The sequence below is a fragment of the Pseudomonas sputi genome (assembly GCF_021603585.1).
Taxonomy (GTDB): domain Bacteria; phylum Pseudomonadota; class Gammaproteobacteria; order Pseudomonadales; family Pseudomonadaceae; genus Aquipseudomonas; species Aquipseudomonas sputi.
The window spans coordinates 41,050-64,465 of record NZ_BQHI01000010.1 but is presented as its reverse complement, the minus strand read 5'-3'; the positions used below and the strand labels follow the sequence as shown (position 1 = coordinate 64,465).

The window sequence follows — 23,416 nt, the reverse complement described above, 5'->3', positions numbered from 1 at the left end:
TTTCAGTCGAGTTGCAGCACCACGACCCGTTGTCCGGCACGCACCGCCGATCCCGGCTGTACGCGAATGTCCTGCACCACCCCGGCCATGGGTGCGAGCACCGGGATTTCCATCTTCATCGACTCCAGAATCACCAGCACATCACCGGCCGCCACGCGGCTGCCGACCTCGACCTGCACCTGCCAGAGGTTGCCGGCGATGTGGCTGTCGATGCTTTGTTGGCCGCTGGTCAGCGGTGTGTCTTCGCTGCTGTCCGGCACGGCTTCTTCGCTGTCGAAGTGCGCCTGGCCGCTGGCAATCCAGCGTTCGCGCTCGGCCTGGAAAGCGCCCTGTTGCTGCGTCCGGAAGGCGTCGATGCTCTCGGCTTCGCGTTGCAGAAAGGCCTGGTAGTCACCGAGGTTGAGCTGGCTGTGTTCGATGTTCAGATCGAACCGCCCGAGGGGAAAGTCGCGGCGGATGCGCAGCAGTTCGTCGGCGCTGACCGGGTAGAAACGGATCTGATCGAAAAACCGCAGCAGCCAGGGTTTGCCGTCAAACGCGGCGACCTCGCGATAGCGGTTCCACATCTGCAAGGTGCGCCCGACAAACTGGTAACCGCCGGGGCCTTCCATGCCGTAGACGCACAGGTAAGCGCCACCGATGCCCACCGAGTTCTCGGCGGTCCAGGTGCGCGCCGGGTTGTACTTGGTGGTCACCAGCCGATGGCGCGGATCGAGCGGGGTGGCGACCGGTGCGCCGAGATACACATCCCCGAGGCCCATCACCAGATAACTCGCGTCGAACACCGTGCGCTGCACCTCGTCGAGGTTCGGCAGGTCGTTGATGCGGCGGATGAACTCCAGGTTGCTCGGGCACCACGGTGCGTCCTTGCGCACGGTGGTCATGTATTTCTCGATGGCCAACTGGCAGGCCGGATCGTCCCAGGACAGCGGCAGATGAACAATGCGCGACGGCACTTGCAAGTCCTGGGCGGCGCACACCGCATCCCATTCACCAGCGACGATCCCGAGCAGATCGGCCAGCGGCAGTTGTTCGGGCTGGTAGTGGATCTGCAGCGAACGAATGCCCGGTGTCAGGTCGATCACGCCGTGCAGGTTTTTGCTTTCCAGCGCCTGCATCAGGGCATGGGCGCGAAAGCGCAGGACGAGGTCCAGTTCCGGCGCGCCGATTTCCAGCAGCAGATGGGTATCGCCGGACAGCCGCCCGACCAGCCGCTTGTCGCCCTGACCCAACTCCAGAACCACAGGTGAAACCAGACCCGGTGGGAGCTGGCTTGCCAGCGATGAAGTCGATGCGCTGTCTGCTCGGGTCCCATCGCCGGTCTCCCATTTCCGGGCGAGATCGCGGGCAGTCTTGAGATCGACCGGCTCAAACTGCACCTTGTCCCCGGCCTTCAGTTGCCCGAGCTGCCAGAGATCCGCCTCGATCACCGTCACCGGGCACACGAAACCGCCAAGGCTCGGGCCGTCCGGGCCGAGGATCACCGGCATGTCGCCGGTGAAGTCCACCGCACCGATGGCGTAGGGGTTGTCGTGAATGTTCGACGGATGCAGCCCGGCCTCGCCGCCGTCGGCGCGCACCCATTCGGGCTTTGGTCCGATCAGGCGCACGCCGGTACGGCTGGAGTTGAAATGCACTTCCCAGTGCGTGGCGAAAAAAGTGTCGATGTAGTGTTCAGTGAAATATTCCGGCGCACCGTGGGGACCGTAGATCACCCGGATCCGGCGCACGGCGGGCAGTTCGCTGACGTGATGCGACGCCAGAGTCTGACCGGCGCTGCGGTCGCTCAGTGGGGCCAGGTGCAACACGTCCCCGGCGCGTAGAGCCCGCCCGCCATGACCGCCGAACTGACCGAGGGTGAAGGTGCTTTTGCTGCCCAGATAGTCCGGCACCTGCAAGCCGCCCCGCAGGCACAGGTAGCTGCGGGCGCCAGCGTCGAGCAAACCGCCGAGATGTAACTGGCTGCCTTCTTCAATCAACAGCGCGGTGTTCATCGGCACGGCTTCGCCGTCGAGTGTCAGCGTCAACGGTGCCCCGGTCACCGCCACCACCGCGTCGCAATTGAAGCGCAGCAGCGGCCCGTTCATGGTGATTTCCAGTGCCGCCGCGCCTTCGTCATTGCTCAGTAAGCGATTGCCCAGACGCAACGCGCGGCTGTCCATCGGCCCCGAGGGTGGCACGCCGACCGCCCAGTAGCCGAGACGACCGGGGTAGTCCTGAACGCTGGTCTGGGTGCCGGCGCTCAGCACTTCAAACGTGTTGGCGCGATACACCAGGCCTTCCAGGCAACGGGTCCACGGTTGGCCACTGGCGAACGGCGTATCGAGCAGAATCTGCCGCAGGTAATCGCGGTTGGTTTCCACGCCGTACAGCAGGCTGTTGCCGAGGGCCTGGTGCAGATCGGCGCGGGCCTGTTCGCGGCTTGACGCCCAAGTGATGACTTTGGCGATCATCGGATCGAAGTAGGGCGGGATCTCGCAGCCAGCCTCGACCCAGGTGTCGATGCGCAGATGCCGGCCATCGGCGACGGGGAAATCGACCGCCGTCAGCAAGCCTGGGCTGGGCTGGAAATCGCGGCCCGGATCCTCGGCATACAGCCGCGCCTGAATCGCATGGCCCTGCGGTTGCAGGCCTGCGAACAACTCGGCCAGCGGCGGCAAGTCACCGGCCGCCAACTCGACCATCCAGCGCACCAGATCGACGCCCCACACCTGTTCGGTGACGCCGTGCTCAACCTGCAACCGGGTGTTCACTTCCAGAAAATAGAAGCGCTGCGCATCGCTGTCGAAAACGAATTCGACGGTGCCGGCGCTGCGGTAATTCACCGCTTTGGCCAGTTTGATCGCCGCCGCGCACAGCGCATCGGCCATGCCGTCGGGCAGGTTCGGCGCCGGGGTTTCCTCGAGGACTTTCTGATTGCGCCGCTGCACCGAGCAGTCGCGCACGCCGAGGGCGATCACTTCGCCGTGGCCGTCGCCGAATACTTGCACTTCCAGATGCCGTGCACGTTCGATGTATTTCTCGATGAACACCCCGGCGTCGCTGAAATTGTTCTGGCCCAGGCGTTTTACCGCTTCGAACGATTCGCTCAATTCGCTGGCGTTGCGGCACACGCGCATGCCGATGCCGCCACCACCGGCGGTGCTTTTGAGCATCACCGGATAACCGACCTGTGCCCCGGCAATCAGTGCGGCGTCGAGGCTGTCGAGCAGTTCGGTGCCTTCGAGCATCGGCACGCCATGCTGTTTGGCCAGGGCCCGTGCGGTGTGCTTGAGGCCGAATACCCGCAGTTGCTCCGGGGTCGGGCCGATGAAGGTCATGCCTTGGTTTGCGCAGGCTTCGGCGAACGCCGCGTTTTCCGAGAGAAAGCCGTAGCCCGGATGGATCGCGGTGGCGCCAGTGGCTTTGGCGATGGCGAGAATCTTGTCCACGGCCAGATAGGTGCCGGCTGCTGCGCCGTCGCCGAGGCTGTGGGCTTCGTCCGCTTGCAGGATGTGCAGGCTGGCGGCGTCGGCTTCGGAGTACACCGCGACGCCTTCGACGTGCAGTTCACGCAAGGTGCGCAGAATGCGGCAGGCAATCGCGCCACGGTTGGCAATCAGGACTTTTTCGAACATGGAGAAACCCCCGGAGTCCGCGCAGGGTGCGGGCTCGACTGGGAGGCGGGCCGTCCCGCCGTTTTTGTTCAGGCGCCAGGGTCGTCCCCGACGGCAAAATCACTTCACTTTTTCAGGCACTGGCCTGAGCGCGCCTGGCACAGGGCAAACAACCAACGACGCAGACGGACGAATGTCAGTTCCATACCAATAGCTCCGCCGGTGTCGGGTTGTAGGCGTTGCACGGGTTGTTCAGTTGCGGGCAGTTGGAGATCAACACGATCACGTCCATCTCGGCGCGCAGGTCGACGTACTTGCCCGGTGCGGAAATGCCGTCCTCGAAGGTCAGGCCGCCGTCGGCGGTCACGGGCACGTTCATGAAGAAATTGATGTTCGGCCCGATGTCACCTTTGCCCAGCCGACCGTCATGGGCGCAGGCACGCAGGTAGTTGTCGCGGCAGCTGTGCATGTAGCGTTTTTCCAGGGCGTAGCGCACGGTGTTGCTCTCTTGCGCGCAGGCGCCGCCGAGGGTGTCGTGGCGGCCACAGGTGTCGGCGATGATGGTCAACATCGGTTTGCCGAGATTGGAATACAGCACGCTGCCGGTGCTCAGGTAGACGTTGTTTTGTCGGCGCAATGTGCGTTGCACGTCGTAGCGCTCACGGGGGTTGGCGAGGCTGTAGAACAGCGTATCGACCGCCTGGTTGCCCTCAAGGTCGAGAATGCGCAGGGTCTGGCCGGCCTTGACCTCCATCAGCCAGGGTTCGCCGGCGGGAATGGTGGCGCGGTACACCGCCGCGTCGGGTTGTTTTTGCGAAGTGGCGACAGCAACTGACATGGCGATGATCCTCAGGCGAACAAACGGTCGGTGTTGATAAAGCCGCGCTCATTCTCCGGGCGCGAGGTACGGCAGTGTTCGGCGACGCTGGCGTCGGCGTTCATCCAGCTCAGCTTCAGCGGTTTGGGCGCGTATTGCGGCGACGGATCCAGCGGATGTTGCAGGGCGGTGAGCACGACCAGGGTGTCCATCGGTGCATACAGTTCGATGTAGTCACCGGCCTGCGAATGGCCCTCGACGAAGTGCAAGCGTCCGTCGTCGTCGACGTTGACCCGGCTGAACAGGTTGAGGGTCATCAGCAGGTCGGACAGGCCCAGCCCCCACTTGCCCAGTTCCACCAGCAGGTTGTCGGTGCCATTGCGAAAGAAGCCGTTGCGCAGTTCCTGATAGCGACCCCGGCCGTATTTTTCTGCGACCTCCTCGGCGCACAGCACGCCGCCCAGGCTGTCGCTCCAGCCACAGGTGTCGGCAGTGATCGCCGCCAGCACGCGGCCCATGTCCGAGTACAGGCAGTGACCAACAGTCAGCTTGGCGGTGTGTTGGCATTTGAGGCTGTCGGGCAGGTTCAGGCGCTCGGTTTTCTCGTTGGCGTTGAGCAGGGTCAGGCTGACGTTGGCGCCGCCACGCAGGTCGGTCAGGCGCAGCAACTGGCCGCGTTTCAGGACGAAGGAGCGGTGGCCGCCGCCGGGCAGGGTTTCTTCGGCGAAGGGGGGAAACAGTTGGGTCGAATCAGTCATGGGAGCAGTCCTCTCAGGCAATGCGAAGCGTGCCGGCCAGCGCGGCGGGCAGGGCGTCGACGGCGGCGCGTTGGGCGCGGCGGTCGCTGTTCAAAGGGATGTCATAGGTGATGCGGGCGCCATAGGCGCCGGGGGCGTGCGGATCGAGGCGCACCTTGTCGAACACCAGCAAACGGGTGCCGAGGCTGAAACCTTCGGACAGGTCGTGGGTGACCATGAACACGGTCAGTTGCGTCTCGCGCCACAGCTCCAGCAGCAGGGCGTGCATGTCCTTGCGGATGCCCGGATCGAGCGCGCCGAACGGTTCGTCCAGCAGCAACACCCGCGGTTTCATGATCAGCGCCTGGGCGATCGCCAGCCGCTGTTGCATGCCGCCGGACAGTTGCGCGGGGTACTTGTCCAGCGCATGGCCGAGGCCGACTTTGTGCAGCAGCGCCGAGGCCTGTTCGCGGGCGTCCCGTTTGGCGCTGCCGAACAGACGCCCGAGCAGTGGCGCACGCGGCAGCTCCAGGCCGATCGCAACGTTGTCCAGCACGCTCAGGTGCGGGAATACCGAGTAACGCTGGAACACCACGCCACGGCTGGCATCCGGTTCGCGGGCCAGTGGCTGGCCGTCGAGCAGAATTTCGCCGCGACTGGCGGTTTCCTGACCCAGCAGCAGGCGCAGGAAGGTCGACTTGCCGCAACCCGAGGCGCCGACCAGCGTGCAGAACTCGCCCTCATTGACGTTTAGGTTCAAGCCTTCGAGTACCACTTGGTCGGCGTATTGCTGCCAGACGTTTTTCACCGTGATGAAGCTCATTTGGCGGCCCCCTCATACCAGGGGAATGCCCGACGGGTCAGGTATTTGAGGCCCCAATCCATCAGCCAGGCGAGCAGGGTGATCCAGACCACGTACGGCAGGATCACGTCCATCGCCAGGTAGCGGCGCACGAGGAAAATCCGGTAGCCCAGACCGTCGGTGGACGCGATGGCTTCGGCGGCAATCAGGAACAGCCACGCCGAGCCGAGCATCAGCCGCAGTGAAATCAGCAGGCGCGGCAACAGTTGCGGCAGCACCACACGCAGCATCAGGGTCCAGGTCGAGGCGCCGAGGGTCTGCGCCTTGATCAGCAGTTCGACCGGAATGTCCCGCGCGCGCTGTTCCAGATCTCGGGCGAGGGCCGGGGTGATGCCGATCACGATCAGCATCACCTTCGACAACTCGCCGAGGCCGAAAACAATGAACAGGATCGGCAGGATCGCCAGCGGCGGCACCATCGACAGCACCGTCAGTATCGGCGACAACGGTGCGCCGAACAGCGGCAGGGTGCCGGCGGCCATGCCCAGGCACAACCCGGCCAGTGCGGCGATACCGAGACCGACAGCCAGGCGTTGCAGGCTCGACGCGGTGTCCTGCCATAACAGGTATTCACCGGTGCGGCGGTCGGCGTTGAAGGCCAGGCGTTTCACCGCGTCGGTCATCTGCACCGCGCTGGGCAGCAGTTTGTCGTTGGGATTGTCCGCCAGACGCTCGGCCGAGCCCATGAAATAGGCGAACAGCACCAGAGCGAACGGCAGGATCACCAGCAACAGGCGACTCGGACGATCCGGGTGGCGATTGATCAGGCGCATGGCCAAATCCTCCGTGGCTTACAGCTTGGCGTCGGCAGCCATCTGCACGTAGGTCGGATCGAAACGCAGCTTGAGATTGCCGGTGTCGCCGCTGGTCACGCCGTTGGCGAACGCCATGCCGACCGCGCTGGTGTCTTTCGCGCCTTCGCCGAGCAAACCGTGCTGGAACGAGAACTCGGCGACCCGGCGCATGGTTTCCGGCAGTTGTTTACTGGTGGCGAACGCCAGGGCTTCTTTCGGTGTGGCGAACAGTCTGGTGGTGTCCAGTTGCGCCTGGAATCCGGCCAGATCGGTGCCCGAGGCTTTGGCCATGTGCTCCAGCGCGGCTTTGCTCGCCGCGTTTTTCGCGTTCATCAACTCGACCACTTCGAACCAGGCACCGGTCAGCGCCTTGCCCAGGGCCGGGTTGTCTTTGAGGGTGGCGCTGTTGACCACCATCATGTCCATGATTTCGCCGGGGATCTGGCTGGAATTGAAGACTTCGGTCACACCGGGTTTGGCCTTGATGTCCGAAAGCATCGGGTTCCAGGTGGTGACGGCGTTGACCTGCTCGGTGTTGAAGGCGGCGGAGATGTCGGCATCAGAGGTGTTGACCACTTTCAGGTCTTTCTCGGTGAGATCCACCGAGTCCAGTGCGCGGGCCAACAGGTAATGGGAAACCGACAGCTCGACCAGATTGACGTCCATGCCCTTGAGGTCGGCGACTTTCTTGCCTTCGCCCTTGAGGACGATGCCGTCGTTGCCGTTGGAGAAATCGCTGACGATCAGCGCAGTGCTGTCGACGCCGCCGGCGGCCGGAATGGTGAGGGCATCCATGTTGGTCATGGTGCAGCCGTCGAACTGGCCGGCGGTGTATTGGTTGATCGACTCGACGTAATCGTTGAGTTGCACGACATCAATCTTGATCCCGTACTTCTTCGCCCATTTGTCGACGATGCCCTGGCTGCCGGCGTATTCCCATGGCATCCAGCCGGCGTAGATCGTCCAGCAGACACTGAAATGGTCTTTCTGCGCGGCGGGGGATTGAGTGCTGATGAGCGCGGCGAACGCGGCGGCGAGCAGGGCGGGCAAACGTGGTCGGGACATGGTGGCTTCTCCAGTTGATCGAGGGCGGACAGGAAGGCAACGCGGCACCGCGAACGGTGGCTTGTCTCCCGGGCTTTTGTCCCGCCGTGTAACCTCAACTGGAGGTCGCCAACTCTCGGACCAGCCACTCGCAGATGCGAGCCGGAACCCTAGTCAGCCATTGCAAATTGTGGTGCCGCGAACCTGTGATGACTCCTGCACGGGTTTGTTAAAGCGAGAGGCGTGCCAAGTCGGGTCGGACGCTCTGCTACGGGCTTTCGTGACGTTGCGGCGGACGGCGAACGCCTGTGGGCGCTTTGTGTTGGTGCGCGGTTGCACCGTCATGCAGCGTCCGCTGCCGCTGATCCGATGCCCGTAAGGGTTGGGCACTCGTTGCCGGTCCGCCAGTCAAATCTGGTGTCAGCCGGTCTGTGCCGACTGCTGTCACAGGTCTTTCAGGAGGCCGCCATGCTGCTCAAGAAAATGCTGCGTCGAGCACTGTTCGCTGCGGTGTTCGGTCTAGGGCTGTCCGGTTGTTACTACTACGCCGGCGGCTACTACGATGTTTACCCCACGCCCTATTACTATCCCGGCTATTACTCGCCCTATTACTACGGTGGTTATTACGGTCCGCGTTACTACGGTGGCGCCCGCTATTACTACGGCGGCCATGGCTATCGCGGTGGTTACGGACGGGGTTATCACGGCGGCGGATACCATGGCCGGCACCATTAATCAGCGGCTGAATGACGGCGTTTTTGCATGAACAAGGTTTCATGAATCACTTGTTTCAAGTTGTTGCAGAAACGCACCGGATGCCGAAATCGCTGTCAGATATTTCGTCAGTCGCCGAATGAAAGACTGACGCCTGCCAGCGTCGCTGGTGTGGCTACCCGCGGTCCAGGAGGCCGCCATGTATCGCCGAATTCTTCTGTTTACCGTGATGCTTTTTTCCCTTGGCGGATGCGTCCCTTATTCCTACGGAGATGGCTACTACAGCTCAGAGGTCTACACATCGCAGGCACCTTCGTATTACAGCGGTGGCACTTATTACACCGGCGGCAGCACGTATTATTCGGCGCCGCGCTACTACCAGCCAGCACCGCGCTATTACCAACCGGCTCCACGCTACTACTCGGCGCCTCGTTACTACCAACCGGCCCCGCGCTATCACGAGAACCGTCGCTGGCACGGTCATGATCGCGGACGCTGGGATGACCATCGTCGCGGTGGCTGGGATGACCGCCGGGGTCGTGGCCACTACGACCGTCACAGTGGACGTGGCGACTACAACCGACACGGCAACCGCTGGTAACCCCCCGCAAAAAAGCGGCGCATTGAGCGCCGCTTTTTTTGTGCCTGTTTTTTATGTTGGTGTGAATTGCACCATCTCCTAGGAGGTTCTCGGAACCCTCCTACAGTTTTATTTCTGACCATTTGTTAGCGTTTGTATGCACATGTTGACGTTGAAAAACTTCAATTTCATGGAGGTGTATAAGCGCGGGTTATTGCTCAGATATGAATCTTCTTATCATTCATCAGAATTTTCCCGGTCAGTTTCGTCATGTGGCGTTGGAAGCATTGCGCAGGCGTCTTGGCGTCATTGCAATTGGACGCGATACAGCGCCAGGTATTGCCGGGGTAAAGTTATTTCGATATCGACCCTCAAGGAAGATGATTAATGGCGTTCATAACTATTTGTACAGATACGAAGAGGCTGTTTCGGACGGGCAACAAGTTCAACGAATATTGAAGAGGATCAGTCAGGCAGGCTTTCGGCCTGACGTAGTTCTCGCTCATCCTGGGTGGGGTGAATCGCTATTCGTCAAAGATGTGTATCCCGATGTACCTCTGGTTCATTTCTGTGAGTACTATTACCGAGCGCACGGGGCCGACTCTGGTTTTGATCCTGAATTTTCCAGTGCGATGGACGCGACTTCAAGGCTTAGAGTCTTGAACTCGATGCATCTCCTGAATGTTGAACAGTGTGATGCCGGGATTGCACCTACACAATGGCAGCGCGGTCTTTTTCCTAAAACATATCAGTCTAAAATTCGTGTCATTCACGAAGGCATTGTTCAATTTGCCGAATCAGAAAAGGTCGAGTCTGTAACGCTGCCGAGTGGGCGCGTGATAAGAGCAGGTCAGCCTATTGTGACTTATGTCGCCAGAAACCTCGAACCTTACCGAGGCTTTCATAGTTTTATGAGATCCATTCCCTATATTCAGGAAAAGTGCCCGAGCGCGCAGGTCATTGTAGTGGGTGGGGACAATGTCAGTTATGGGCGGATGCCCATTGGATACCCGAACTGGCGAAGCAAGATGGTCGCGGAGGTGGATGTTGATATTTCCAATGTTCACTTTGTTGGGAAGTTGCCTTGTCAAACATACAGGTCGGTTCTGAGTCTTTCAAAGGCTCACGTGTATTTGACATATCCGTTTGTTTTGTCTTGGTCTCTGTTGGAAGCCATGGCATCTGGCTGTGTTGTCATAGGTTCAAATACCGCTCCCGTGCAGGAAGTTATCGAAGATGGAATCAGCGGGATACTTGTTGATTTTTTTGACGCTGAAGAAATCGCCACGGCAGTGTGCAGGGTTTTAACGTCTTTCGGTAGTTTTGAGTCTATGAAGGATGCGGCGAGGTTGAAGGCAAGCGAATTCGATGTGGTTAAAGGAGTAAGCGGTTACTTTGAAGTGTTTAAGGAGTTGATGAGGTGAGTTGTTTAGAGTGATGTGATTGGTCATTTTAAAATGGAGATTTGAAATGCTTAAGATGTCTCGCAAGGAAGTTTTCCGCCAGTGCAGAAGGGGAATTAAATATGGCGTGTTACTAGCGATCTGTTACTGGGTCGTTGATTTCTGTATCCGATGGGAGGAGGCCGCAGAAGCGCGGGAGATTTATCAGAAGAAACAAGGGGAATGCAGCAGGAAGCTGGCGGGTATGGAGCAGATCCCGATACTTGGCGGCAGCCTGCTGGATCGTACAAGGATTCCCGGGTTCTATTTTGGATCGACTTTAAGGAGCGACGGTTCCTGTATTGCCGATCTTCTTGATGGGTCATTCTGGTGGACGGGAAAAGAACTGGTTCCTGTGTATGAAACTCTTGGGGTAGAACCACCCACCAGCTGGACGCATTTCCACGTTACCGCCAGGCTTTTCACAAGAAGGGATACCACGGCACCGCACAACATGGGCGGGCGGCATGTGAATTGGCCGGATGAACTGATTGTTAAGCTGAAAAATTATCCAGGCCTGGAACTTTGGCTTACCGCGCCACCACCCAGTATTAAAAATGAATTCTCTGTTGTAACTTTTGTTATGCAGGACTGGCGCCGGCGTGATGGAACGCCACGGAGGATAAATTGTAATGGTTTGAATTCGCCAGAATCTAAAGCTTCGGCCAGTGGTTTGAGTAAAGCATATCTTTTGAAAATGAATAAGGAGCAGTTGGAGAATTTGGAGTTTGGGAGTTTACGTACGTATTGTACGGTCGAGTTGCACCATTTCGACTTTGCAGGTGGGGATGCTCGCATACATTTGGGTACCGAGGGCTTGCGGGGTGCTCCAGAAGCGCTTAAGGCTGTCAGCGACTATCTTTCACATTCAATTATTACAGGGAAGTGAATATGAGCTATATGTTCAGTGATTTGGAAAAGTCGGAAATTTTGCAGGCTGCAAATATTTGTGAGGGAATGAAATTCAATGTCGAGGAGGAAAAGTATATTGCGATGGCAGTGGAGGGGCGAAGCTGTGCTGTACTTTATCGCACATTGTCGAATATTTTGGGTGAGAAATTTTTAGACGGTTCTGCGTTCGATGAGAACGTAATGGGAATTTTTAAAGATGCCAAACTCTGGCTCGATGTAGCAATTGATGCAAATGGCGGGGTGGGCGCTTACTCTACGTTGATCCGAGCCTACACCCTGCGGCAGGGGGAGTTGAGGCTAAATAAAAAGTTTAGCGATTTCAAGATGCAAGAGTCATCTAATCAGGTGGCTGTCAATCTCATGAATACGCTGATAAAAGGCTCCGTTGAACATGATTTGGCTCCATGGACTGTGCCCTCCATAAGCCAAATTGCAGAAATCGATGCGAGCGCTATTGGTAAAGTATTATTTCGTGAAGATGTTGGTGACATTGATACAGCTACCAGTCGTAATGCGGGATGGTCTGGAACAATCGGCTTCAGCCTGTTGGGTGGAGAAAAACCCTATGAAACCTGGCGGGTCGAATATGGTTGAAAGCCTGTTTTCAGTCCTGCCCGAACAAATAAATATCGCTCTTGCCAGTGGCAGCATCAATCCGCTGATTCAGCATGTGGTGAAAGGTACGCCCATCTCACCCATTGTCAGCCTGATATTGCGATATAACCTGAATGGTTTCTTTGACATGCTCAGGCGAACCTACGACGGAAACTCGGCCGCCACGCCTACCACCGATGAAACCTTCGCCTCCAACGCCTACACCTTTTTCTCCGCACTTTCTCCGTCTCAATCGCAAAGCATCGTTACCAGTACCATTGGCGAGTATGGCAGTGCCAAGGACTGGGCAACGTTGGCCAGTCAGGCAACGCCCATCGGCGCCGCGTTACGCAATTCCCTCAAGCAGCTAAGTGAAATCGTGATTGAGCGGGCCGACGGTTTTTCCGGACCCGGCCTGGAGCTTTACGACCCCGAAACGGGGGAAGGCTTCATCACTGAACAGTGGCTTGCCGATCGCTCTGAAATGCTGGCCCGGCTGATTTCCCGAACCAATGGATCGTTCGGTCGAAACACTGTCCAGACCTTTTCCTATTCGGATTTGGCTTCTGGCAAACAGGCCTCGATGAATACAGGTGTCTTGAACCCTCTGGTCATGTTTGGTGATGACGGCGGTCGATCATTTGGTGGCGGAACGAATACCGATCATCTTTACGGCGGTGGTGGCAACGATTCCATCAGCGGACTGTCCGGTAATGACTTTATCCAGGGGGCTCGCGGTAACGACCTTTTGAGTGGAGGCGATGGGAATGACGCGTTGCACGGGATGGTTGGTGATGATGTTTTGGTGGGTGGAAAGGGCAACGACTCTCTGATTGGAGGGGCGGGTAACGATCGGTATGAGTTCTCCAGCGGAGATGGAATAGACGAGATTATCGAGGCGGACATTGATGGCGCGTTGTTGATAAATGGAGTTGCTATCCCGCCTCTCGAACGCAGTGCTCCGCTCAGCAATATCTGGTTTACGAAGGATCGAGCCATTACCTTGACGCTCATTGAAGATCTGGCTGAAACCACGCTGAACATTAAATACGGACTGAGTGATCTCATCGTCATAAAGAACTTTAAGCCGGGGATGCTCGGCATTGATCTTCCTGATTACCAGGACCAGGCGTTCCCCGCTCCCGATCTGGTCCTTCAAGGCGACTGGAAAGTCAAAGATTCCGACCCGGATGTTCGTGGGGATCAGCCTTCCTATGATGAGTTGGGCAACGCCTTGCTTTTGCCTAATGTTAAACAGAGGAACAAAGCCGACCTGCTCTACGGATCACCGAAAGATGACCTCATCGTTGGTCTTGGCGGGTCTGATCGATTGTTCGGCAAAGAAGGCAACGATCGTTTATTCGGCGACAAGCAGTCGTCTCTTGAAAAAGCCTTTGCCGATGCCACAAAAGGAAAGGCCAGCCGTGGCGACTGGCTGGATGGTGGGCAGGGTGATGACCTGCTTGTCGGCACTGCATCGCGAGACGTGCTGCTCGGCGGCAACGGTCGAGACACGCTGATTGGAGGAGCAGGTGATGACAATTTGTCCGGTGATCAAACAACCGGAGCACATGAGCAAAATTGGACAATCAAGCGCATCGACGTTCCACTCAGTGATGGCGTCATCAGCATGCGTAGCGTCTTTGACAAAATTTCATTAAATAGTCCCACCGAGGGCAGTGACGACATCCTCTATGGGCAGGGTGGCCGAGATTTTATTATCGGTGGCTGGGGAGATGACCTGCTCGATGGCGGAAGTGACGACGACACGCTGTGCGGCGAAGAGGGTAATGACACGCTGGCTGGCGGGAGTGGCAATGACACATTGCTGGGAGACAACCTGGATTGGGGTGGCGGTCTCGACAGTCGCCATCATGGCAACGATTTGTTGGCGGGTGGCAGTGGCGATGACTCCCTTGCCGGAAACGGTGGTAGCGACGTGTTGTACGGCGGCAGCGGCAATGATGTGCTGAAAGGTGATGACGAGGTGCTGCGAGGCGTTTCGGGTGATGCCGTAGACTTTTTAGGAAGTGATTTTCTGGATGGCGGTGAGGGAAATGACACCCTTTGGGGCGGCGGTGCCGGTGATTCGCTTTTCGGTGGCAGCGGTAACGACGAATTGGTCGGTGATTACCATGAACACCCGATTCGTTATCACGGTGATGATTATCTCGATGGCGGTGCGGGTGACGACACACTCCGTGGATTGGGTGGCTCCGACACACTGGTAGGCGGATCAGGTGCAGATGCTCTGGATGGCGATGAGCCCAACTTGAAAGCGGGCGGAACCAACGATGATCACATTCAAGGTAATTCAGGAAACGATACGCTCTGGGGTGGTTTGGGCGCCGATACGCTCTTGGGCGGTGCCGATGATGACTTTTTGATGGGGGACTACGGGCAAACATCCGAAGCAGAACATGGCGCCGATTATCTTGACGGCGGTTCAGGCAACGACACTTTGCTGGGCGGTGGCGGAAACGACACGCTGGTTGGCGGGGAGGGAGTCGATTATCTGCGCGGCGGCCCTGGCGATAACGTGTTTGAGGGTGGTGCCGGCAACGATTATCTGGAAGGGATGCAGGGTAACGATGTTTTCTACTTCGGAGTGGGTGATGGACTGGATGTTGTTACCGATACAGGTGGCAACAACGTCGTAAGTTTTGGCGATGGATTTTCTGCGGAGAACTTACAAGCCAAGATCGTTAATCTTGATGCGGGCACGGCGTTGCGGCTGTCGAATGGTATTGGTGACGCGCTTCTGATTCTTCACCATGAAAAGTGGGCAGGTTCGACGTTCAGGTTCAGCGACGGCGTGATCCTGAATTTCCAGGATGTAATCAAATTAACGGTGCAACCGGTAGATGTAGGAGATCCGTCCGCGACAATTGCTACGGTGCCCGATGCCGGAAAAATGCAGGACATTGAGAGCGAAGCAGTCGTCCAGACACTGCCCGATGACTTAGCCGCTTCTACTGAGAGGCAAGGCAGTGAAACCAGTCGTCACATCGACTGGGATAGCCTTTTTCTTTTGGAACTGAAAGCAAAGCGCTCAGCGGACAGGCAGGCATCAGGATTTGCACTGAACGATCAGGGTGTTTGGGTTAGAAGTCATATTGCTACCGACGAAAGTGGCTATGCCATCAGCGCCGAACTGATCCATGAGGACGTTGAAGCCGGAGTCTTTTCCAATACACCTGAGTGGATGGGGGCGATTGCCGCAGACGCCGTGGTGAGTGAAAGGCAGTCAATTTCTGAAACGAAAACCACGTTCAAGTTTGTAAAAGCTGAAACTGCGCAATTACCGAAACAAAAGCCAAAATATTACCCGTCTGGCTCCAGTTATTCGGGGTTCTCGTTCAACGTGGGTGATGCTGTAGTCGAAGATATAGACCACTCGGGCGCCATTAAGGGGTGGTACGTGTACCCCGCTGGCAGTTTTGAAAATCATGAAACTGTTCGTAAAGCGTTTCGCTGGAGCTCTACTACCCAAACGATCAAGCATAAAGTTGTTCATGGTAATGACGCTGGCGGCAGGGTAAATCTCGAAGTGGGAAATCTCTTTCATGGCGGTGCAGGAGATGACTTGGTGGTTACCTATGCTGGTTCAGTGCTTGAGTACGGCGGGGTGAACGACAGGATCCCAGGCGCATTTTTATCGGCTGGCGCAGGCAGCGACACACTGCTTGGCTCCGCGGGGGCCGATTATTTGATCAGTGGACCGGGAGAAGATTGGCTTTACGGTGAAAACGGCCCCGACACTTACATAGTTCAAGCGCAGGATGGTGCAACCACCATTATTGCGGACGTGCTTAACCCTGTTTTTTCGAGTCCTGAGGTTGGCGCTTCCGGGTGGAGTGAAGAGTTTGGGGCGCTTGATATTGATACAGTCGTTCTTCCGGAAGAGGCGAAACCAGATAAGTTGAAGCTAACCTGGGGCGCTGTGTTGGTTGAGACGGTAAATATCGAACTCTCACCCGCCCCACCACGTAGCGCTCATCGTCAACCGCCTCGGGCCCAGATGTTGTACACCACACTCGATATCGAATGGGGCGGAACTCAAAAAGTACGAATCGTTTTGCCCAATCCGGATGACATCGGTGGTTCCGGTATTGAACGGGTGAGGTTTTCTGACGGGTCGAGCATCAGTTTTAAAGATCTCGTTAGCCGATTAGGCATCGCCCCCGATACCTATCATCACGGCATCAACGTTCAGGACGCTACTCAGGTTAAGTCCTTTCGAGACAACCGTTTTCTCCCCCTCGTGGGCGGTCGTGGTAATGACACCCTCAGAGGCGCTGGTGAAATAAGAGGGATGCAAGGCGATGATCTGCTTTGCGGTGGCTCTGGCGATGATGTGCTTTACGGTGGGCAGGGCAATGACACTTTGTCCGGTGGCGGGGGTAATGATGTGTATAAATATGATGGTCTCGGACGAGATCTGGTAGTCAATGCCGGTGGCGGAACTGACGGTATAGACTTTTCAGAAGTCGGACTGTCCATTGACCATCTAAAGTTCCACCGTGAACAGGATGATCTCGTCATCGTAGTCAGTTATGGCATGTCTCCAAAGATTCGTGTCTCCGAACACTTTTCAGGAGGCGATGCCGCTATCAGCTTCATCAGCGTTCAAGGAGAAGAGGGAGCTGTTGAAAATTACACGGCGAATCAACTCGCTGAGCTTTTGCACCCTCTACCTCCGTTGCGGGACGTAGAGGATATCTTGCCGAGAAATGATGAAGAGGCGTTGCGGGCAATGAAGGAAATAATCGCGTTTTACGAGTTGAATGTTTGATCGCAGATAGTTTTGCAACTGGCTCAAACTTCCCGCGACAGAGCTCAAGAGACTGCCATCGCGGGCAATTATCGGTTTTAGTATTGCGACAGATCCGCCAACGGATGCCGCCCCTCCCAGACCTTGTGAAAATGCGCCTCGACCACCGCGTCCGGCACCCGGGCGATGTCCGGCCAGTGCCAGTGCGGTTTGTGATCCTTGTCGATCAGCCGCGCCCGGACCCCTTCGCTGAATTCCGGATGCCGGCAGCAATTGAGGCTCAGGGTGTATTCCATCTGAAAGACTTCGGCCAGCGACAAATGGCGGGCGCGGATGATCTGTTCCCAGACCAGATGCGCAGTAAGCGGCGAACCTTCACTCATGGTTTTCGCGGCACGGGCCATCAACAGGTCGCTGCTGTCGCGATGCAGGCTGATGGCTTTCCAGGCGCAGATCACGTCGCTGACATCCAGCCATTCATCGATCTGCTGCCGACGCGGCAGCCATTGCGCCTCAGGCATTTGCGCCACGGCTTCCTGCTGCAGCGCCTTGAGCAGGCTGTTGAGCTGCATGGCGGTCTGTTCCTGCCAGTTCAGCTGCAACAAACCGTCGATCAGTTCCTGCTGCTGTTCGTCGAGCAGGAAACGGTCGGCCAAGTCCAGATCGATCGCATCGCGACCGTTCATGTGTGCGCCGGTCAAGCCAAGGAACAAACCGAGCTTGCCCGGCAGCCGCGACAGAAACCAACTGGCGCCGACATCCGGGTACAGGCCAATGCTGATTTCCGGCATCGCCAGACGACTGCTCGGCGTGACGATCCGGATGCTCGCGCCTTGCAAGAGGCCCATGCCGCCGCCGAGTACATAACCATGGCCCCAGCAGATCAAGGGTTTCGGGTAGGTGTGCAGGCTGTAATCCAGGCGATATTCCGCGTTGAAAAACTGCGCGGCCAGCGGCGGCACCTCGCCGGGATGCGCTCGGCAGGCTTCCACCAGGCTGCGCACTTCGCCGCCGGCACAGAAGGCCTTGGCGCCGTTGCCGCGCAGCAGCACGCAGACGATTTGCGGATCCTTGGCCCAGGTGTTCAGTTTGTCGCTCAGGGCGTGGATCATCGGCAGGGACAGCGCATTGAGCGACTTTTCGGCGTCCAGCGTGGCCACGCCGATGCGCGCGCCGTCGGTGCCGGTGAGTTCTTCGAAGTGCAGATTCATCGTGACCTCGATTGGGAATTTGAACGATCAGTATGATCGCTGTGTGGGAAAGTGCCGGATCTGCGTCAGATCAATTGACAAGCGTGGTCGGCTTTCCTAGGGTTCGCCCCATTGTTTTTGCCGGGTGTGACCATGACTGCTGACGACCGTATCAAACTCGAACCGAGCTGGAAGGAGGCACTGCGTGCCGAATTCGACCAGCCCTACATGGCAGAGTTGCGCACTTTTCTGCAGCAGGAGCGGGCGGCCGGCAAGGAAATCTATCCGCCAGGCCCGATGATCTTCAACGCGCTGAACTCGACGCCGCTGGACAAGGTGAAAGTGGTCATCCTCGGCCAGGATCCGTACCACGGCCCGGGCCAGGCCCACGGCTTGTGCTTCTCGGTGCAGCCGGGCGTACCGGCGCCGCCCTCGCTGGTCAACATCTATAAAGAGTTGAAGCGCGACCTGAACATCGACATCCCCAACCACGGCTATCTGCAGAGCTGGGCCGACCAGGGCGTGCTGATGCTCAACACCACCATGACCGTCGAACGCGCCAACGCCAATGCGCACAAGGACAAGGGCTGGCAGTTCTTCACGGATCGGATCATTGAGGTGGTCAGCCAGAAACAACCGCATCTGGTGTTCATGCTCTGGGGCGCCCATGCGCAGAGCAAGCAGAAGCTGATCGATGCCACCAAGCATCTGGTGCTGACCTCGGTGCACCCGTCGCCGCTGTCGGCCTATCGCGGCTTCCTCGGTTGCGGGCACTTCAGCCGCACCAACAAATTCCTGGAGCAGAATGGCGAAGCGCCGATCGAGTGGCGCCTTCCGTCGGTGGTCTGACGTTCAGGGCTGGCGGTTAATCTCGTTCCCACGTCGAACCGTCTGCGTGGGAACGATCAATAACCGGCTCAGGCTTCGGGATTACGGTTCCAGTATTTGAACAACGGTTCCGCCAGAAACAACACGAACAGCAACCGCATCACCTGCATCGCCGTCACCAGCGGTACCGACAGTTGCAGGGTTTCTGCCGTCAGGCTCATCTCGGCAATCCCGCCGGGCATCATGCCCAGGGTCAGCGAGCGCAGGTCCAGATGGGTCAGCGCACTCAATCCCAACGCCGCCAGTGTCGCGATCAACATGGTCAGCGCCGTGCCGATCAACGTGCGCCCCATGAACGACGGGGCGCGGCGGAAGAACTGTCGGTTGAAGTGACAACCCAGCCCACTGCCGATCAACCACTGGCCGATCTGACTGCCGCCATTGGGCAAACTGATGTGCAGATCCCAGCCGATGCTCACCGCTGCGCTGACCAGCAGCGGGCCGAACAGCCAAGGGTTGGGTTGACGCAGGCGTTGCCAGAGCCAGGCGAGCAGGCCGCCCGCCGGAAAAAGAATCGCCAGCCAGCGCCAGTCGACGCTGCCGGCGTGTGAAATCGGGGTGCCGTCACCCAGCAGATACTTGAACGCCGCCGGTACACACAACACCACCACCAACACCCGCAGACTCTGCCCGGCCGCGACATGGCTTAGCAGCGCGCCGTTGCGGGCGCCGAGGTTGACCATCTCGCCGGAGCCGCCCGGCATGCTGGAGAAGAAAGCGGTGGCGCGATCTTCGCCGGTACGGCGCATCAGCCACACGCCGACTACCGCCGACAGGCTGGTGACCAGTGCGCCGAAGAAGATCAGGCCGAAATGACTCAGCACCTGCTCTATCACCAGTGGGGTGAAGTGCAGGCCGATACCGATGCCGACGATCCACTGGCCGCACTTGCGGCCGCCAGGGATTTCGGTCAATTGCCACGGGGTCAGGCAGCGCACCAGGATGATCGCCAGCAACGAGCCGACCATCCACGGCAGTGGCCAGCCGATCTGGCTGGCGATGTAACCGCCAAGCAGACCGACCAGCGGGGTTCCCCACCAGGTTTTGAGGGAGAACCGATCAGGCATCGGCAATGGCGCGTTGCGCGGCCGAGCGTTTGCGCCAGATGCGGATGATCGGCATCAGCAGCATGATCGCCGTCAGAATCCAGCAACCGAACGTGATCGGGCTCGACCAGAGGATTTCCAGGGCTCCGTTGGAGATCGACAGCGCCCGGCGCAGGTTCTGTTCCATCAGACCGCCGAGGATGAAGCCCAGCAGCAGTGGCGACAGCGGGAAGTCCAGCTTGCGCAGGATGTAACCGAAGATGCCGATGCCAATCATCAGGAACAGATCGAAGGTCGTCGCGTGCACGGCATAAACGCCGATCCCGGTAATGATCGCAATGATCGGCACCAGCGCCCAGTTAGGCACGGCGAGGATGCGGGTGAAGAGGCGGATCATCGGGATGTTGAGGATCACCAGCATGACGTTGGCGATGAACAGCGAAGCGATCAGGCCCCAGACGATGTCGGGTTGTTGCTGGAACAGCAACGGCCCCGGCGTGATGTTGTACAGCGACAGGGCTCCGATCATCACCGCTGTGGTACCCGAACCCGGAACGCCGAGGGTCAGCATCGGCACCAGTGCGCCGCACGCCGCTCCGCCGATAGCGGTTTCCGGTGCCGCCAGTCCACGGGCATCGCCCTGACCGAATTTACCGCTGGCACCGGCAATGCGCTTCTCGGTCATGTACGCCACGGCACTGGCGAGTGTCGCGCCGGCACCCGGCAACACGCCCATGATGAAACCGAGCACGCCACAACGGACGTTCACCACGAACACCGAAGCCGCTTCCTTGAAGTTGAACATCATCCGGCCGGTGGCTTTAACCACCTCCTGGCCGTGGTGGGTTTTCTCGAGCAGCAGGAGGATTTCGCTGATCGAGAACAGGCCCAGCACCAGCACCACAAACTGTATGCCGTCGGTCAGGTGAATGTTGTCACCGGTGAAGCGGTACACGCCGCTGTTGGCGTCGATGCCAACGGTCGACAGAAACAGGCCGATCAATGCCGCGATAAAGGTTTTCAGCGGACGGTCACCGGCCATGCCGCCGAGACAGACAATCGCGAACACCATCAGTACGAAATATTCCGCGGGGCCGAAGGCAATCGCCCATTTCGCCAGCAGCGGAGCGAACAGCACCATGCCGCAGGTGGCGATGAACGCGCCGATGAACGAGCTCCAGGCCGACAACGACAGCGCCACACCGGCCAGGCCTTTGCGGGCCATCGGGTAACCGTCGAGGGTGGTCATCACGGTGGAGGCTTCGCCAGGGATGTTCAGCAGAATCGAGCTGATCCGGCCACCGTATTCGCAGCCCAGATACACCGCTGCCAACAGGATCAATGCCGACTCCGGCGGCAGGCCGAGAGCAAACGCGATCGGGATCAGCAGCGCTACGCCGTTGATCGGACCGAGCCCCGGCAGCAGGCCGACGACCGTGCCGATCAGCGTGCCGCACAGTGCGGTCACCAGGTTGTAAGGGCTCAGTGCAACGCCGAAGCCCTGTCCCAAATAGCCAAGAGTATCCATATCAGTTCTCCAGAACGTCGAGCAGGCCGAGGGGCAGCGGAACGTCCATCAAACGGTCGAACAGCAGGTAAAGACCAACGGCCATCAGGCTGATGATCACCACGCTCGGCAACCAGCGGCCGCCATACAGTCGGGCCATCGGTACGCCGGTGATGATGCTGGCGACGATGAAGCCAAGGGGTTCGAAAGTGCCGGCGAACACGAGCAACAGGGCCACGCAGATGCCGATTTTGGTCAGGGTTTCGCGGTCCAGTGGCGGCTCGTCTTCGCTGTGCTTGATGGGCGCTGGACGAAAAACCATGTACAGCAGCGCCAGGCCCATCAGGCCGAGCATCAGCAACGGAAATGCCCGTGGCCCCACCGGTTCGTAGGAAAACGCCGCCTGATATGGCCACGCCATCAGTGCCAGGCCGGCACAGGCCAGCAACAGCACCGAGGCAAAAATGCGTTGAATAAGCATGAGGGAACTCCTGCCATGGCCCCGGTGAGAGGGCCATGGACGCTAGACAGAGACGATCACTGAATCAGGCCGAACTCTTTGGCCAGCACCTTGTAGTCCGCCACTTGTTTCTTGACGTAGGTGTCCAGCTCGGGACCGGTCATGGCAAACGGGAACAGCTCACGCTGATCGCGCAGCTTGGCGAAGTCTTCCGAGGCCAGCAGTTTGTCGAAGGAGTCTTTCCACCAGGCGTAGTCTTCGTCGCTGACTTTCGGCCCGAGGTAGAAACCGCGCACCACGGGCCAGATGATGTCGTAGCCTTGCTCGCGAGCGGTCGGGATGTCCTTCATTTCCGGCTCGTCCAGGCGTTTTTCGGCAAACACCGCCAGCAGGCGCATGTCACCGCTCTGGATATGCGGCATGGAGTCGGAGATGTCGGTACTGCCGACCTGGATGTGGCCGCCGAGCAGGGCGGTGGCGATCTCGCCGCCCCCTTCGAGGGCGACGTAACGCAGGTCGCGCGGGTTGATCCCGGCGGCTTTTGCGATCAGTGCGGTCTGCATCCAGTCCTGGCTGCCGACGGTACCGCCGGAGCCGATGACCACGGAGCTCGGATCTTTCTTCAGCGCCTGCACGAGATCATCGAGGGTTTTGTAGGGCGAATCGCTTTTCACCGCGATGGCGCCATAGCTGGTGCCAACCGCTGCCAGCCAGCGCACGTTGGTTTCATCGAACCGGCCGAACTTGCCCTGGGCCAGGTTCAACAGCGAACCGCTGGACCACGCCACCAGTGTGCCGGCGTCGGCCGGACGCTGGGCCACGACGGCGTTGTACGCCACCGCGCCGACGCCGCCGGGCATGTAAGTCACGCGCATCGGCTTGGTCAGCAGCTTTTCATTGACCAGCGCGCTTTGCGCCAGTTTGCAGGTCAGGTCGAAGCCGCCACCGGGGGAGGCCGGGGCGATGCATTCGGGGCGTTTCGGTTCGGCCATCAGTTGGCCGGCGAACAGCACGCAACCGGCGGCGAGGGCGAAACGGCGCAGGGATCGGTTCATGAGTGTCTCCACGGGAGTTGTTGTTTTTGGGGATGTTCAGGTGCGGCAGTTTCGCGCGCGCAGGCTAACAGGCTCAGACCCGGACGGGTTGAGCGCCGCGCAGCCGACGATGGCGCTGACAAGCGAAAACGGGGAAATACGAGAAAAAGAATGGAACGGGTCAACCTGGAGCTGTGTGGACAGCATGGTGCAGTACCTCGTTATTGTTCTTATTGGCGAAAACGCATCGTGGCGTTTTTCGAGAGCTACGTTTTGAAGCTACGGTGTATGGACAGACCAAACGGCGAAGGTCGGCAGTCGGGACCTTCGGTGAAGCGACTCTAACGCCCCAAGCTTTCGCTAACCTTTCAGTATTCTTTCGCGTGTTTTCGGGCTTCACAGTGGCGGTTGCGGCTGTAAACTCC

General features: G+C 58.7%; 19 protein-coding genes and 1 riboswitch. Of the genes, 8 read left to right on the top strand and 11 right to left on the bottom strand.

Going from position 1 to position 23,416, the window contains the following annotated elements; genetic code table 11:
- Positions 1-2 precede the first annotated feature (2 nt).
- The 6 genes from uca to L6D81_RS15990 form a co-directional block, all read right to left on the bottom strand.
- Positions 3-3,617: an urea carboxylase gene (gene uca, locus L6D81_RS16015; RefSeq protein ID WP_236180904.1), complete on the bottom strand. Its 3,615-nt coding sequence runs from the start codon at positions 3,615-3,617 to the stop codon at positions 3-5.
- A gap of 175 nt (positions 3,618-3,792) precedes the next feature.
- Positions 3,793-4,434 carry an urea amidolyase associated protein UAAP2 gene (locus L6D81_RS16010; RefSeq protein ID WP_236180902.1) on the bottom strand — a complete coding sequence of 214 codons (642 nt, stop codon included), beginning with the start codon at positions 4,432-4,434 and terminating at the stop codon, positions 3,793-3,795.
- Positions 4,435-4,445: 11 nt separating this feature from the next.
- Positions 4,446-5,171: an urea amidolyase associated protein UAAP1 gene (locus L6D81_RS16005; protein ID WP_236180899.1), complete on the bottom strand. Its 726-nt coding sequence runs from the start codon at positions 5,169-5,171 to the stop codon at positions 4,446-4,448.
- Between the two features lie 13 nt (positions 5,172-5,184).
- Positions 5,185-5,973 carry an ABC transporter ATP-binding protein gene (locus tag L6D81_RS16000; protein WP_236180898.1) on the bottom strand — a complete coding sequence of 263 codons (789 nt, stop codon included), beginning with the start codon at positions 5,971-5,973 and terminating at the stop codon, positions 5,185-5,187.
- Entirely contained in the window at positions 5,970-6,785 is an 816-nt protein-coding gene (locus L6D81_RS15995) for an ABC transporter permease (protein ID WP_236180896.1), read from the bottom strand. The genes L6D81_RS16000 and L6D81_RS15995 overlap by 4 nt, the downstream gene beginning before the upstream one ends.
- An 18-nt stretch (positions 6,786-6,803) precedes the next feature.
- On the bottom strand, positions 6,804-7,871 hold the full coding sequence (locus L6D81_RS15990) for a putative urea ABC transporter substrate-binding protein (protein WP_236180894.1): 1,068 nt from the start codon (positions 7,869-7,871) through the stop codon (positions 6,804-6,806).
- Positions 7,872-7,934: 63 nt separating this feature from the next.
- A riboswitch (guanidine-I (ykkC/yxkD leader) is annotated at positions 7,935-8,035 on the bottom strand.
- A 232-nt stretch (positions 8,036-8,267) separates the two neighbouring features.
- Between L6D81_RS15990 and L6D81_RS15985 the strand changes: the two genes are divergently transcribed.
- The 6 genes from L6D81_RS15985 to L6D81_RS29515 all read left to right on the top strand — a co-directional run bounded on the left by L6D81_RS15985 (position 8,268) and on the right by L6D81_RS29515 (position 16,887).
- Positions 8,268-8,585: a hypothetical protein gene (locus tag L6D81_RS15985; protein WP_236180892.1), complete on the top strand. Its 318-nt coding sequence runs from the start codon at positions 8,268-8,270 to the stop codon at positions 8,583-8,585.
- A gap of 178 nt (positions 8,586-8,763) precedes the next feature.
- Positions 8,764-9,165: a hypothetical protein gene (locus L6D81_RS15980; RefSeq protein WP_236180890.1), complete on the top strand. Its 402-nt coding sequence runs from the start codon at positions 8,764-8,766 to the stop codon at positions 9,163-9,165.
- Between the two features lie 203 nt (positions 9,166-9,368).
- Positions 9,369-10,568: a glycosyltransferase family 4 protein gene (locus L6D81_RS15975; RefSeq protein ID WP_236180888.1), complete on the top strand. Its 1,200-nt coding sequence runs from the start codon at positions 9,369-9,371 to the stop codon at positions 10,566-10,568.
- 46 nt (positions 10,569-10,614) lie between these two features.
- Entirely contained in the window at positions 10,615-11,475 is an 861-nt protein-coding gene (locus L6D81_RS15970; RefSeq protein ID WP_236180886.1) for a hypothetical protein, read from the top strand.
- 2 nt (positions 11,476-11,477) lie between these two features.
- Positions 11,478-12,092: a hypothetical protein gene (locus L6D81_RS15965; protein WP_236180883.1), complete on the top strand. Its 615-nt coding sequence runs from the start codon at positions 11,478-11,480 to the stop codon at positions 12,090-12,092.
- Positions 12,085-16,887, top strand: a complete 4,803-nt coding sequence (locus L6D81_RS29515) for a calcium-binding protein (protein WP_276574214.1) — start codon at positions 12,085-12,087, stop codon at positions 16,885-16,887. Before L6D81_RS15965 ends, L6D81_RS29515 begins: the two co-directional genes overlap by 8 nt.
- 77 nt (positions 16,888-16,964) lie before the next feature.
- On the opposite strand, the gene L6D81_RS15940 is transcribed toward L6D81_RS29515, so the two are convergent.
- Positions 16,965-18,077, bottom strand: coding sequence for an enoyl-CoA hydratase/isomerase family protein (locus L6D81_RS15940; protein ID WP_236180881.1), 1,113 nt, complete (start codon positions 18,075-18,077; stop codon positions 16,965-16,967).
- A 132-nt stretch (positions 18,078-18,209) separates the two neighbouring features.
- Between L6D81_RS15940 and ung the strand changes: the two genes are divergently transcribed.
- Entirely contained in the window at positions 18,210-18,905 is a 696-nt protein-coding gene (ung, locus tag L6D81_RS15935) for a uracil-DNA glycosylase (protein ID WP_064384152.1), read from the top strand.
- Between the two features lie 68 nt (positions 18,906-18,973).
- Here the strand turns inward: ung and L6D81_RS15930 are convergent, their stop codons facing one another.
- The 4 genes from L6D81_RS15930 to L6D81_RS15915 are packed head-to-tail and all read right to left on the bottom strand — an operon-like array spanning position 18,974 to position 23,012.
- The gene (locus tag L6D81_RS15930) at positions 18,974-20,011 is read right to left on the bottom strand and encodes an AbrB family transcriptional regulator (protein ID WP_236180879.1); all 1,038 of its coding nucleotides are present in this window, start codon (positions 20,009-20,011) and stop codon (positions 18,974-18,976) included.
- A complete protein-coding gene (locus L6D81_RS15925) occupies positions 20,004-21,518 on the bottom strand; it encodes a tripartite tricarboxylate transporter permease (RefSeq protein ID WP_236180877.1) in 1,515 nt (504 codons plus the stop codon). The genes L6D81_RS15930 and L6D81_RS15925 overlap by 8 nt, the downstream gene beginning before the upstream one ends.
- 1 nt (position 21,519) lies before the next feature.
- Entirely contained in the window at positions 21,520-21,978 is a 459-nt protein-coding gene (locus tag L6D81_RS15920) for a tripartite tricarboxylate transporter TctB family protein (protein WP_236180875.1), read from the bottom strand.
- A 56-nt stretch (positions 21,979-22,034) separates the two neighbouring features.
- Complete coding sequence (locus L6D81_RS15915; RefSeq protein ID WP_236180873.1) at positions 22,035-23,012, bottom strand: Bug family tripartite tricarboxylate transporter substrate binding protein; 978 nt, start codon at positions 23,010-23,012, stop codon at positions 22,035-22,037.
- Here L6D81_RS15915 and L6D81_RS15910 point away from each other — a divergent pair.
- Positions 23,011-23,268 carry a hypothetical protein gene (locus L6D81_RS15910; RefSeq protein WP_236180870.1) on the top strand — a complete coding sequence of 86 codons (258 nt, stop codon included), beginning with the start codon at positions 23,011-23,013 and terminating at the stop codon, positions 23,266-23,268. The two genes, L6D81_RS15915 and L6D81_RS15910, sit on opposite strands and share 2 nt — an antisense overlap.
- Positions 23,269-23,416 lie beyond the last annotated feature (148 nt).

Coding starts and splice junctions, on each gene's coding strand:
- uca (WP_236180904.1), bottom strand. CDS start 3,617: ATGTTCGAAAAAGTCCTGATTGCCAACCGTGGCGCGATTGCCTGCCGC.
- L6D81_RS16010 (WP_236180902.1), bottom strand. CDS start 4,434: ATGTCAGTTGCTGTCGCCACTTCGCAAAAACAACCCGACGCGGCGGTG.
- L6D81_RS16005 (WP_236180899.1), bottom strand. CDS start 5,171: ATGACTGATTCGACCCAACTGTTTCCCCCCTTCGCCGAAGAAACCCTG.
- L6D81_RS16000 (WP_236180898.1), bottom strand. CDS start 5,973: ATGAGCTTCATCACGGTGAAAAACGTCTGGCAGCAATACGCCGACCAA.
- L6D81_RS15995 (WP_236180896.1), bottom strand. CDS start 6,785: ATGCGCCTGATCAATCGCCACCCGGATCGTCCGAGTCGCCTGTTGCTG.
- L6D81_RS15990 (WP_236180894.1), bottom strand. CDS start 7,871: ATGTCCCGACCACGTTTGCCCGCCCTGCTCGCCGCCGCGTTCGCCGCG.
- L6D81_RS15980 (WP_236180890.1), top strand. CDS start 8,764: ATGTATCGCCGAATTCTTCTGTTTACCGTGATGCTTTTTTCCCTTGGC.
- L6D81_RS15975 (WP_236180888.1), top strand. CDS start 9,369: ATGAATCTTCTTATCATTCATCAGAATTTTCCCGGTCAGTTTCGTCAT.
- L6D81_RS15970 (WP_236180886.1), top strand. CDS start 10,615: ATGCTTAAGATGTCTCGCAAGGAAGTTTTCCGCCAGTGCAGAAGGGGA.
- L6D81_RS15965 (WP_236180883.1), top strand. CDS start 11,478: ATGAGCTATATGTTCAGTGATTTGGAAAAGTCGGAAATTTTGCAGGCT.
- L6D81_RS29515 (WP_276574214.1), top strand. CDS start 12,085: ATGGTTGAAAGCCTGTTTTCAGTCCTGCCCGAACAAATAAATATCGCT.
- L6D81_RS15940 (WP_236180881.1), bottom strand. CDS start 18,077: ATGAATCTGCACTTCGAAGAACTCACCGGCACCGACGGCGCGCGCATC.
- ung (WP_064384152.1), top strand. CDS start 18,210: ATGACTGCTGACGACCGTATCAAACTCGAACCGAGCTGGAAGGAGGCA.
- L6D81_RS15930 (WP_236180879.1), bottom strand. CDS start 20,011: ATGCCTGATCGGTTCTCCCTCAAAACCTGGTGGGGAACCCCGCTGGTC.
- L6D81_RS15925 (WP_236180877.1), bottom strand. CDS start 21,518: ATGGATACTCTTGGCTATTTGGGACAGGGCTTCGGCGTTGCACTGAGC.
- L6D81_RS15920 (WP_236180875.1), bottom strand. CDS start 21,978: ATGCTTATTCAACGCATTTTTGCCTCGGTGCTGTTGCTGGCCTGTGCC.
- L6D81_RS15910 (WP_236180870.1), top strand. CDS start 23,011: ATGAGTGTCTCCACGGGAGTTGTTGTTTTTGGGGATGTTCAGGTGCGG.
- L6D81_RS15915 (WP_236180873.1), bottom strand. CDS start 23,012: ATGAACCGATCCCTGCGCCGTTTCGCCCTCGCCGCCGGTTGCGTGCTG.